9 protein-coding genes are annotated in these 11,621 nt (G+C 69.6%); 6 read left to right on the top strand and 3 right to left on the bottom strand.

The window, feature by feature from the left end:
• Nucleotides 1–2 precede the first annotated feature (2 nt).
• Nucleotides 3–1,526, bottom strand: a complete 1,524-nt coding sequence (locus tag ACJ8AN_RS15705; protein ID WP_407756165.1) for an oligosaccharide flippase family protein — start codon at nucleotides 1,524–1,526, stop codon at nucleotides 3–5.
• A gap of 188 nt (nucleotides 1,527–1,714) precedes the next feature.
• On the opposite strand from ACJ8AN_RS15705, the gene ACJ8AN_RS15710 reads away from it, so the two are divergent.
• Nucleotides 1,715–2,467, top strand: coding sequence for a TIGR02269 family lipoprotein (locus ACJ8AN_RS15710; protein ID WP_407756166.1), 753 nt, complete (start codon nucleotides 1,715–1,717; stop codon nucleotides 2,465–2,467).
• A gap of 7 nt (nucleotides 2,468–2,474) precedes the next feature.
• Nucleotides 2,475–3,197: a double-CXXCG motif protein gene (locus ACJ8AN_RS15715; RefSeq protein ID WP_407756167.1), complete on the top strand. Its 723-nt coding sequence runs from the start codon at nucleotides 2,475–2,477 to the stop codon at nucleotides 3,195–3,197.
• Between the two features lie 42 nt (nucleotides 3,198–3,239).
• Here ACJ8AN_RS15715 and epsZ read toward each other — a convergent pair whose 3' ends face one another.
• The gene (epsZ, locus tag ACJ8AN_RS15720) at nucleotides 3,240–4,685 is read right to left on the bottom strand and encodes an exopolysaccharide biosynthesis polyisoprenyl-phosphate hexose-1-phosphate transferase EpsZ (protein ID WP_407756286.1); all 1,446 of its coding nucleotides are present in this window, start codon (nucleotides 4,683–4,685) and stop codon (nucleotides 3,240–3,242) included.
• 413 nt (nucleotides 4,686–5,098) lie between these two features.
• Here epsZ and ACJ8AN_RS15725 point away from each other — a divergent pair, with 413 nt between their 5' ends.
• Genes ACJ8AN_RS15725 through ACJ8AN_RS15735 form a run of 3 tightly spaced genes read left to right on the top strand, consistent with a single transcriptional unit; the run spans nucleotide 5,099 to nucleotide 9,141 of the window.
• Complete coding sequence (locus ACJ8AN_RS15725) at nucleotides 5,099–5,881, top strand: HAD family hydrolase (protein WP_407756168.1); 783 nt, start codon at nucleotides 5,099–5,101, stop codon at nucleotides 5,879–5,881.
• Nucleotides 5,882–6,685, top strand: a complete 804-nt coding sequence (otsB, locus tag ACJ8AN_RS15730) for a trehalose-phosphatase (protein WP_407756169.1) — start codon at nucleotides 5,882–5,884, stop codon at nucleotides 6,683–6,685.
• Entirely contained in the window at nucleotides 6,685–9,141 is a 2,457-nt protein-coding gene (locus tag ACJ8AN_RS15735) for a glycoside hydrolase family 65 protein (RefSeq protein WP_407756170.1), read from the top strand. The genes otsB and ACJ8AN_RS15735 overlap by 1 nt, the downstream gene beginning before the upstream one ends.
• 368 nt (nucleotides 9,142–9,509) lie before the next feature.
• Here ACJ8AN_RS15735 and ACJ8AN_RS15740 read toward each other — a convergent pair whose 3' ends face one another.
• Nucleotides 9,510–10,754, bottom strand: coding sequence for a cytochrome P450 (locus ACJ8AN_RS15740; RefSeq protein WP_407756171.1), 1,245 nt, complete (start codon nucleotides 10,752–10,754; stop codon nucleotides 9,510–9,512).
• A gap of 280 nt (nucleotides 10,755–11,034) precedes the next feature.
• Between ACJ8AN_RS15740 and ACJ8AN_RS15745 the strand changes: the two genes are divergently transcribed.
• A complete protein-coding gene (locus tag ACJ8AN_RS15745) occupies nucleotides 11,035–11,559 on the top strand; it encodes a GNAT family N-acetyltransferase (protein ID WP_407756172.1) in 525 nt (174 codons plus the stop codon).
• The last annotated feature ends 62 nt before the right edge of the window (nucleotides 11,560–11,621 follow it).

The raw sequence follows: 11,621 nt of genomic DNA on the forward strand, positions 1-11,621 counted from the left end.
CTTCATGCGGCGCGGGCCTCGGAGGACGGAGGCGGCTCGGAGGAGGAGGACTGGGGCTTGCGGCGGTTGCGCACCTGGCGCACCAGCCCGAGCACCTCGTCCGTGCGCACCGCGCCGGTGAGGAGGATGAGGGACAGGTAGACAATGCCGTCCACCCCCATGCGGGCCAGGCCTCGCGTGAGGTCGCGCGAGTCCAGCCCGAAGCGGCCCAGCAGCAGGTGCACGGCGGTGACGGCGGCGCACGTGCCGAGCGTCTTGCCCAGCACGGCGAGGCTGCGCGAGTCCCAGGCGCGCGAGCCGATGGCATACACGAGGATGAGGGTGACGAGCGTCTCGCAGATGGCGAGCGAGGTGGCGGTGGCGCTCGCGCCGCCCGTGGGGCCCCGCCACGCCAGGAAGGCGCGGATGAGCACCAGGTTGAGCACGAGGTTGAGCGCCGCGGACATGATGGAGGTGCGCGTCACCGTCCAGGTGCGGTTGGCCGCCATGAGCCAGCTGGCGCACACGGTGGCCACGTAGGTGAGCACGAAGACGGGCGCGAGCAGCCGCAGCACGGGCGCGGCCGGCAGGTAGTCCTTCCCGATGAGCAGGTGCACCCACGTCTCCGCCCCGAGCGCCAGCGCCAGCGTCACCGGGACGGACAGGGAGAAGATGCCCTCGAGCCCCCGGCGCAGAATCCGGGTGGACTCCTCGGGCGAGCTCGCCGCGCGCGACATCATGGGCAGCAGCACCCAGCTGAGGATGGGCGAGAGCAGCATCGTCAGGCCGGCGATGCCCCACACGGCGCCGTAGTAGCCCGTCTCGGTGGTGTTGCCGATGAAGCCCAGCAGCATGCTGTCCACGCGGCCGTTGGTGGCGATGACGGCGTCGTTGATGAAGAAGGGCAGGGCGGCCAGCAGCGCGGTGCCGGTGGCGCGCACGTCCAGGTTCATCCGCAGCCCGGCGTGCCGGCGCGTGAGGTGGAAGAGGAGCCCGGCCTTGAAGAGCTCGGCGAGGATGAAGGGCGCGGCCAGCCACGGCAGCGGGGCGCCCAGCCACAGCGCCAGCGCCAGCCCGAAGCCCCAGATGCACTTCATCAGGATGTGGGCGACGGACAGGCCGTCCACCTTCTCGTGGGCGTGCAGCACCGCGGCGAGGATGGCGTTGAGGCGGAAGAGGAACTGGTAGACGCCCAGCAGCAGCACCAGCGAGAGCACCTCGGAGGGCTGCCCGTCCAGGCGCATGACGGCGTACATGGCGCCGAGCAGCACCACGGCCAGCACCCCCTGCAGGAGGAGCGTGCCGGCGAAGAACTCGCTGGCGTGCTCGCGCCGGACGGCCACCTCCTTGCGGATGTAGACGTCCAGGCCCAGCGCGCTGAGGATGAAGAAGGCGGTGGAGGTGTTGCTCGCCCAGTTATACTTGCCGAAGCTCTCCACGCCCAGCATGCGCGGCACCAGCATCTGCAGGCCGAACCCGATGACGTACGTCACCAGCAGCGAGCCGCCCAGCTTCACGGCATTGCGCAGCGTGGTGTGGGCGTCCACCTGGGAAGGCTCGGCGCGCGGGGCGGCCGCCGCGCTCGGCTGGGGCGTTTCGATGACGGAGTCCTCGGGAGGGTACAGCCGCGTGCAGTGAACGACAGCGGTGCTCCCCCGTCAAACAAACGGCTACAGGCTTGTAGGGCAGGCGGGCGGGCTTCTCGTCCTTCGGGAAGTACGGGGAAATGCCCGGTATGAACAGATGGCTGCCGTGGCGCCTGCTGCTTGGCCTGTTGCTGTCCGGATGTGCGGCCGCGGGGCCGTCGCTGCGCGAGGAGGAGACGCTTGAGGCCTCCAGTGTGGAGGCGGAGCGGGAAGAGGCGGGCGCATGCCTCGCCTTCCTGTGTGACGAGGAGGTGTGCGGCTTCTTCCGCTGCGAGGAAGTCGCGGAAGAGGCGGCTTCGCGCGGAGGCGAGGAGGCGGCACCCGGGCGCGTGGTGAAGACGCGCGGCGCGGGCCCGGTGGGTGTGTACCTGCCCGGCTACGGCAACTCGCCCGCGCGATACTGGGGCCGCCCGCTACCGCTGCCCGGAGAAGACAGCGCCGTCTTCATCATCCCGTGGAGGAACCACCACCTCCGCCACCTGCTGCCCAGCCAGCAGAAACTCATCGAGGAGGCCGACGAGAAGCTCAACCGGCCTCACGAGAAGCACCACATCTTTCCGCAGGCCTTCGCGGAGTGGTTCAGGATCAAGGGCATCGACATCCATCAATGGACGATGTTCATCGAAACGGACCTGCACAAACGCATCCATCGCGGTGAAAAGGGAGGGCCCTGGAACGCAGCGTGGAGGAACTTCATCCTCGAGAAGGACAATCAGGGCGGGAAGGTAACGAAGGAAGAAATCTGGAACCACGCATGGGAACTGTGCGTGCGTTTCGGTCTGATGGCCCCTTTGCAGCCGTATTACGGTCGAACGAAGCTGCCGCCTCCCATCGAGTTCTGAGGAGAAGATGAGGTTCTACGAACTGCATTCCGTCCCGGATGAGAGCTCACGGTATACGGGCGACTACTCCATCAACCACAAGTGGGGCTTGCCCGGGGTGCACTGCCCCACGTGTGACGCCAGCTGGGGTTCTATCTCGGAGGCCTATCCGAGCGTGGACCTGTCGGGACTGCCAGAGGCGAAGCAGCTCGAGAAGGCCTGGCTGGAAGAGGACTTCTCGAAATTCGAGCGTCTGCGCGCGATGGTTCGGCCCCTGGTGCCCGCATCGGCGCGGCTGACTCCCGGTACCCGCTTCGGGCCGCTCGTGGGCTCGGCGCGCGGCACCTTCCCCCAGCTCTACCTGCTGTATGCGTGGATGGTGATCATCCGCCGTGAGGCGCTGGAGCAGCTCCAGGCCGAAGGCCTCCGGGGACTGAAGGGCTGCCGCACCGAGCTGCGCTTCCGGCAGCGCAACGCTCCCGAGTTGCTGGAACTGGAGATGGAACTGCACGGCTCGTCCCACCCGGACTGCCTGCCTCCTGGCGGCCGCGAACCGTGTGAGACGTGCGGGGGCTACGATTCGGGTCTGTCGAAACCGCCCCTGCTCGACAAGGCCTCGTTGCCAGAGCACCTGGACCTCTTCCGGCAGCGCGACCGCCACGGCGTCATCATCATCACCGAGCGCTTCGCGGACACGCTGCGCCGGCTCGGCTTCGAGGAGTACGCCCTGCGCGAGCTGCCCGTGCGCTGAGCCCCCCAGCATGGGAGCCCAGCGCCTCTCGGGCCTGGCCCGCTAGCTCGCGCCGCTGCCGGTGATCACCACCGGCACCGTCTTGAGAATCAGGTTGATGTCGTTCTTGAGGCTCCAGTGGTCGATGTACTGCATGTCCAGGTACATCCACTCCTCGAACGAAATCTGGTTGCGGCCCGACACCTGCCAGATGCAGGTGAGGCCCGGGCGCACCGACAGCCGGCGGCGCTGCCACGCGGCGTACTTCTCCACCTCGCTGGGAATGGGCGGACGCGGGCCCACCACGCTCATCTCGCCGCGCAGCACGTTGATGAGCTGCGGCAGCTCGTCGATGGAGTACTTGCGGATGAAGCGCCCCACCCGGGTAATCCGCGGGTCGTTCTTCATCTTGAAGACCGGACCCGTCTGCTCGTTCATCTTCTCCAGCTTCGCCTTCAGCTCCTCGGCGTTGACCACCATGGAGCGGAACTTGAGCATGTGGAACGGCTTGCCGTGCACCCCCACGCGCTTCTGCTTGAAGAACATGGGCCCGCGGCTGGTGAACTTCACCGCCAGCGCCACGCCGATGAGCAGCGGCGAGAGCGCCGCCAGCGCCGCCGCCGAGCTCACGATGTCGAAGAGCCGCTTGAGCGCCATCTGGTGCGGCCGGAAGGCGTGCGTCATGAAGTGCAGGTAGCCGTCCGAGATGGCGTGGTCATCCACCGGCCGCGCCCGGTCGAAGCGCATGTGGTACGCCGGCAGCGCGAACGGAATGCCGAAGTTCTCGCACAGCTTCACCGCGGCCTGCATCTCCGCCGAGTGCTTGAGCATGTTGCCGGCGATGTAGACCTCGTCCACCGGCACCGTGCACAGGATGTGCTCCAGGTCCTTCACGCCGCCCAGCAGCGGCGCCGGCGGAGCCGCCGAGGCCGTCTCGTTGCTGAAGCCCAGGTAGCCGATGACCTTGCGCCGGTGCTTGTTGTTCAGGTCCTCGCCCGTCAGCCGCCCCATCGCCCCCACGCCGACGATGAGCACCTCGTCCAGCGGCTGCTCCTGCACCGACAGCTTGCGGAAGAAGTACAGGCGCAACAGCGCCACCGAGGGCCACAACAACGGCGGGAACATGCTCAGCGCGACGATCCACGACTCGGTGCCCATCACCAGACGCGTGAGGAAGAGCACCACCGTGACGACCATCACCTGGATGGAGATGAGCGCCATGTCATCCAGCCGCTCCCGGTCCGCGAAGCGCGCGTCGTAGAGGCACAGCGCCGTGCCCACCACCAGCCACGCCACCACGCCCACGCCCATGAGCACCCAGACGTCCGTGCGCTCCAGATGGAGGTCGTGCCCCATCATCGTCGTGGAGATGAGCAGCGCCAGCACCACCAAACCCAGGTCCACCACCATGTTCATCTTGGCGGCGAAGCCCGGAGCGAAGCGCGAGGGCGGGGTCTCGGCCTTGGGCGTCACCACCGCGAGCGACTTGTGCGTGGGCGTCTCCGCCAGCAGCGGCGGCGGCGTCTCGGCGGGAGGCAACCCATCGGGTTGGGTCTCCGCGCTCGCCGGCGAAGGGTTGGTGGGAGGCTCGCTGGAGGTCACTTCAACTTGAGATGCGGGTCGCACGGAGACCCTCCCTGGTTCTCATCCGACAGACCCTCATGATAGGGGACCGTGGCGCCGGCAAGAAGCCGGGGATGGCCAACTGTTCAGACGATGTATCCCCCTGGAACTTCGGCGCGCAGCGTAGTGGGTTGTACGGAAATCCGTCAAACTTCCCTGTATTCTTACAGGTTGAATGTACACGATGGGTGATGAGGGCTCGCCCCGGAGTCCGAGCGCACATGCGCTACTTCTGTAGGGGCATGGTGTGTACACGTCGCTAAATGGGACGTGATGGGTCCTCCGCCGGAGTCACCGCCATGCCTTCGCCGACGCCTCCCGAGTCCCCCGCGGTGGTGCTGTCGCGCCGCCAGTACGACGCGGCCCTGTTGGATCTGGACGGCGTGGTGACACGCACGGCGCAGGTGCATGCCGCCGCGTGGGAGCGCCTGTTCAACGCGTTCCTCGCGGCGCGCGCGCACGCTCGCGGCGAGCCCTTCCAGCCCTTCACGCCCGAGGACTACCAGCGCTTCGTGGATGGGCGGCCGCGCCTGGACGGCATCCGCTGCTTCCTGGAGAGCCGGGGCGTGTCACTGCCCGAGGGCTCGCCGGAAGACGGCCCGGAAGCGGAGACGGTGCGGGGCCTGGGCGCGCGCAAGAACGGGTACTTCCTCGAGGCGCTTCAGCACAACGGCGTGCAGGTGTTCCCGCACGCGGTGGGACTGCTGAAGCGGCTGCGGGCCGCGGGCTTCCGCACGGCGGTCGTCTCCGCCAGCCGCAACTGCGAGGCGGTGGTGCGGGCGGCCGGGCTCACGCACCTCTTCGACGCCCGGGTGGACGGAGTGGAGGCGGGGAGGCTCGGGTTGCCGGGCAAGCCCGAGCCGGACACGTTCCTGGAAGCGGGGCGGCGGCTCGGCGTGCCGCCGGAGCGCGCGGTGGTGCTGGAGGACGCCCAGGCCGGTGTTCAGGCGGGCAGGCGAGGGCACTTCGGGCTCGTCATCGGCGTGCGCCGCGCGGGGCCGGTGGGGGCGCTGGTGCGGGCCGGCGCGGATGTGGAGGTGACGGACCTGTCCACCGTGGAGGTGGAGGAAGGAGCGGCGTGAATGCGGCCGATGCGGGAGGTGCCCTCGGCCTTGGCTCGATGGGACGAGCTGCTGCGGCGCATGGAGGGCCAGCAGGTGGCCGTCTTCCTGGACTACGACGGCACGCTGACGCCCATCGTGCCCAATCCCGACGACGCGCGGCTGTCGGACGCCATGCGCGCCACGTTGAAGGCGCTCGCCGGGCGCTACCCGGTGGCCGTCGTCAGCGGGAGGGATCTGCCCGTGCTCCGGGGCTTCGTGCAGCTGGAGGGCGTGTACTACGCGGGCAGCCACGGCTTCGACATCCTGGGGCCGGGCGGGCGGGCCTTCCAGGTGGAGGAGGCGAAGGCGCTGTTGCCCGAGCTGGACGCGGCCGAGCGCGAGCTGGCGGTGGAGCTCGCGGGCATTCCGGGCACGCGGCTGGAGCGCAAGCGCTTCAGCGTGGCGGTGCACTGGCGGCACGTGGAGGAGGCCCGGGCGCCCGAGGTGGAGCGCGGGGTGGACGCGGCGCTCGCGCGCCATCCTCGGCTGCGCAAGGGCGGGGGCAAGAAGGTGTTCGAGACCCAGCCGGACATCGACTGGCACAAGGGCCGGGCGATGGAGTGGCTGCTGCGGGCGCTCGGGCTGGAGCGCGCGTTGCCGGTGTTCGTGGGGGATGACCTCACCGACGAGCATGCCTTCGAGCTGCTGAAGGGACGGGGGCTCGGGGTGGTGGTGCGCGGCGAGGTGGAGCGGTCCACCGCGGCGGATTACGCGCTGGAGGACGTGGAGGAGGTGCGCCGGTTCCTCGAGCAGCTGCTCGGCCGTGCCGGAGGGACGGGCTGATGATGCCGGAGCACTGGCTGTTCTCCTACGAGGGCTACGAGCCGGAGCGCGAGGGCCTGCGCGAGGCGCTGTGCACGCTCGGCAACGGCTACTTCGCCACGCGCGGCGCGGCGCCCGAGTCCGAGGCGGACGACACGCATTACCCGGGCACGTACCTGGCGGGCGGGTACAACCGGCTGAAGACGGACCTCGCCGGGCGCGTGGTGGAGAACGAGGACCTGGTCAACATGCCCAACTGGCTGCCGCTCACCTTCCGGCTCGAGGGCGGCGGCTGGTTCAACCCGCGTGCGGTGACGCTGCTGGAGTACCGGCAGGTGCTGGACATGGCGCGCGGGCTGCTGCTGCGCACGGTGCGCTTCGAGGACCGCAAGGGACGGCGCACGCGCGTGGAGCAGCGGCGCTTCGTGCACATGCGCGACAAGCACCTCGCCGGGCAGGAGCTGGTGCTGGTGGCGGAGAACTGGAGCGGGCGGCTGCAGGTGCGCTCGGCGCTGGACGGACGGGTGGTGAATGGAGGCGTGCCCCGCTACCGGCAGCTCAACTGCAAGCATTCGCGGAGTCTGGTGACGGAGGAGGTGGACGCCGAGACGCTGCTGCTCGAGGTGGAGACGGTGCAGTCGCGCCTGGAGGTGGCCGAGGCGGCCCGCACGCGGCTCTTCGTGGACGGGCAGCCGGCGCGGGCCCGGCGGGGGCTCGCCACCGAGGACGGCTACCTCGCGCATGACTTCACGCTGGAGCTGCGCGAGGGCCAGCGGCTCGCGGTGGAGAAGGTGGTGGCGCTCTACTCGTCTCGCGACCACGCGGTGTCGGAGGCCGCCAGGGAGGCCCTGTACGCGGTGTCGCGGGCGCCCGAGCGCTTCGAGGAGCTGGTGACGACGCACGTGCGCGAGTGGTCGCACCTGTGGCGCCGCAGCGACCTGGAGGTGGTGCTGGCCGAGCCCAATCACATCCACACCACCCTGCGGCTGCACATCTTCCACCTGCTGCAGACGGTGTCGCCCCACACCATCGACCAGGACGTGGGCGTGCCGGCGCGCGGCTGGCACGGCGAGGCCTACCGGGGCCACATCTTCTGGGACGAGCTCTTCGTCTTCCCCTTCTTCAACCTGCGGCTGCCCGCCCTGACACGGGCCCTGCTGCGCTACCGCCACCGGCGGCTGCGGCGCGCGCGCGAGGCGGCTCGCGAGGCGGGCTTCCGCGGCGCCATGTTCCCCTGGCAGAGCGGCAGCGACGGGCGCGAGGAGAGCCAGAAGCTGCACCTCAACCCCCGCTCGGGGCGGTGGGTCCCCGACGTCTCGTGGCTGCAAAGGCATATCAACGCGGCCATCGCCTACAACATCTGGCAGTACTACCAGGCCACCGCCGACTCCGAGTTCCTCTACTTCTACGGGGCGGAGATGCTGCTGGAGCTCGCGCGCTTCTGGGCGAGCATGGCCCGGTGGAATCCCCAGTTGCGGCGCTACGAAATCCAGGGCGTCATGGGCCCCGACGAGTACCACACCGGCTACCCGGAGCGCGCCGGGCCGGGGCTCGACAACAACTCCTATACCAACCTCATGGCGGTGTGGGTGCTGTGCAAGGGTTTGGAGGTGCTCGAGCTGCTGCCCGGCGAGCGCCGCGACGAGCTGCTCGAGACGCTGCAGCTGGGCACGGCCGAGCTCGCCCACTGGGACGACGTGAGCCGGAAGATGCGGCTGGTGTTCCATTCCGACGGCGTGCTCAGCCAGTTCGAGGGCTACGAGCAGCTCCAGGAGTTCGACTGGGAGGCCTACCGCCAGCGCTACGGCGACATCCAACGGTTGGACCGGATCCTCGAGTCGGAAGGGGACTCGCCCAACCGCTACAAGCTGTCGAAGCAGGCCGACGTGCTGATGCTCTTCTACCTGTTCTCCTCCGAGGAACTGCGCGAGCTCTTCGAGCGCCTGGGGTACGCATTCGAGCCGGAGATGATTCCCCGCACGGTGGAGTACTACCTGCGCCGCACCTCCCACGGCTCGACGCTCAGCGGCGTGGTGCACTCGTGGGTGCTGGCTCGCACCGACCGCCCCCGCTCGTGGAAGCTGTTCACCGAGGCGCTCCAGAGCGACATCTCGGACGTGCAGGGCGGCACCACGCCCGAGGGCATCCACCTGGGCGCCATGTCCGGCACGGTGGACCTGATGCAACGCGGGTACACGGGCATCGAGGTGCGCGGCGACGTGCTCCACTTCAACCCCAACCTCCCCGAGGGCATGCAGCGGCTGAAGTTCACCCTGCGCTACCGCCGCAGCATGGTGGAGGTGGAGATCACCCAGGACAAGCTGGTGCTCAACAGCCGGTGGCCCTCCCAGGAGCCGCTGGAGTTCGCCCTGCGCGGCGAGCGCCACCAACTGCTGCCCTGCGAGACGCGCGAGTTCCCCATCTCCCGGCCCGAGGTGACGGCGGAGAGCGCGACGCTGGATGGCGCGGGCCCGTGAGCCGCTGAGCGGGCAGGAGAGCGAGGGGCCGTCTCCCCCTCGGGAAGTCACGCTCGCGGCGCAACGGTTCAACCCGGGTATGCCCCGTTCCCTCCGCTTCCTCGCACCCCTCGCCCTGCTCCTCTCCACCCTCCCGGCCGCCGCGAGCCCCTCGCCCGCGCGCCTCTCCTCCCTTTCCTCCCTGGGTGCTTCTTCACCCCAGGGGCTCGCCGACTCCACCGCGTCCTTCCCCTCCGGTGCGTCGGAGTCCCACAGCGGCCACGGCGCGGGCGGAGGCACCAGCGCCCTGGCCGTGGCACTCGGACTGGCCGGCGTGGTGCTCGTCGCGCGCAAGCGGGCCCCCGCCTACGCCCGTTCTCCCCGCCGCGTCACCACCGCACGGGGAGCGACTCGAAGCCCCGGAAGAGCATCCCGTTACACTTGATGCGCGGCATCCGCGTCTCGTCCAGGCGCAGCGCCGGCAGGCGCTGGAGCAGCTCCTCGAAGGCGATCTCCAGCTCACGCCGGGCCAGCCCCGCTCCCATGCAGTGGTGCGGCCCGAAGCCGAAGCTCATGTGCTTCTGCTGGTGGGGGTCGCGGGTGATGTCGAAGCTGTCCGGGTCCGGGTACGCCGCCGGGTCATGGTTGGCCGCCGCCAGCCCGAGGAACACCACGTCCCCCTTGCGGAGGGTCCTCCCGCGCAGCTCGAAGGTCTCCGTGGCGATGCGGCTCGTGAAGGGCACCGCCGGGCAGTAGCGAATCATCTCCTCCACCGCCGAGGGCAGCAGCTCCGGGTATTTGCGCAGCAGCTCGAGCTGATCGCGGCGCGTGAGCAGCTCGTACAGCCCGTTGCCGAGCTGATCCGTCGTGGTGAGGTACCCCGCCGAGAGGATGAGGCTCGCGTTGGCCACCACCTCCTCCGTGCTCATCCCGCCCTTCTCCGGCGGCACGCTCAGCATCAGGCTGAGGATGTCCTGTCCCGGCTCCCGGCGGCGCTCCTCGACGATGGCCGTCAGGTAGCGGGTGATTTCCCGCTGGCCCTCGTTGGCCCGGCGCGCCAGGTCCACGAAGTTCATCGCCGGCCCCGGGCTGACGAGCTGCGCGCAGGGCTCGGCCCACGTCATGAAGCGCTCGCGGTCCTCCGGGGGAATGCCGAGGAGTTCCATGATGACCCGCGGCGGCATCAGGTAGAAGGCTCCCGCCGCCAGGTCCGTACTCCCCTGGGCCCGCACCTCCTCGAGCAGCGAGACGAAGCTGCGGCGGATGGCCGGCTTCCACGTGTCCATCAGATGCGGGGTGAAGCCCGGGCCCACCTGCCGGCGCAGGCGCAGATGCGCCCCTCCATCCTTCACCGCCATCTCCCGCCGGAGGGTGTCCAGCAGCGCGCTCACCGACTCGGGGCTCAGGCCCATGAAGCGGAACTGGTGCTCCATCACCTGCACGCGATCGGCGCTCAGGCGCGGGTCTCTCAGCCCGTTCATCACGTCGTCGTGCCGGGTGAGCAGCCACGCGTGCACCGCGTCCGACCAGTGCACCGGCTCGTTCTCCCGCAGCTCCTTGTAGAACGGAACCGGCTCGAGCAGGTTCTCCGGATCCACGGGGTTGAGTTGAAGCTTCCGGGCCGCGCTCGCCATGGTTCGCTCTCTTCTCGGCCGCTGCGAATTTCTTCGCTTGCGGGAATGACTTGGATGACGACTCTTCCGCGAATTGATATGCAGTTGCCAAGCCAGGGTCATGCAAGGGATTGGCCGACACAGCGGCGCTGGAAAGCTCCGGGCCCAGGCTGAATTCGTGGGTAGGCCCGGGTGCGGGCCGTGGAGCCAAACCGCCCGTTCCGCCTCGCGCGGGTGGGGTGGAGGCGGACACTCCCGGGTCATGCGCTACCCGTGAGGGCCGTGGTAGAGGGGCGGGCACATGAGCACGCACGGATTGGAGCGGGTGGTCATCCGCGAGGCGAGGCCCGAGGACGACGCGGCCATTGGCGAGCTGCTGGTGGAGGCGTTCATCACCCAGTACGCGAAGAAGCTGCCGGAGGTGCGCTACACGGAGGAGCGCAAGCGCGAGCTGCGCGACGTGGAGGCCAAGCGCGCGGTGGCGAAGGTGTGGGTGGCCGAGCTGGAGGGGCGCGTGGTGGGCACGGTGGCGCTGTGGCCGCCGGGGGCGCCCGGCTCGGAGGCGTGGGTGCCGGGAGCGGCGGACCTGCGGCACCTGGCCACCTCGGTGGACTTCCATGGCAAGGGGCTGTCCACGCCCCTGCTGGACGCGGCCGAGCGGCTCGCGCGCGAGTGGCACGTGCCCGCCATCTGCCTGCACGTGCGCAAGGGCGCCGAGGGCGTGGGGCGCCTGTACCAGCGCCGCGGCTTCGTGCGCGAGCCGGCGGGCGACCTGGAGCTGCCCAGCGTGTCCCTCGAGGCCTACGTCCTGCGCTTCCCCGCCTGAGGCACCGCCCGCCCGCTTCCTCCCTTCCCGCCGGAGTCAGGAGGGGCCAGCGCCGCGCGCAT

The organism is Archangium sp. (genome assembly GCF_045802675.1).
In the GTDB taxonomy this organism is placed as follows: Bacteria; Myxococcota; Myxococcia; order Myxococcales; family Myxococcaceae; genus Archangium.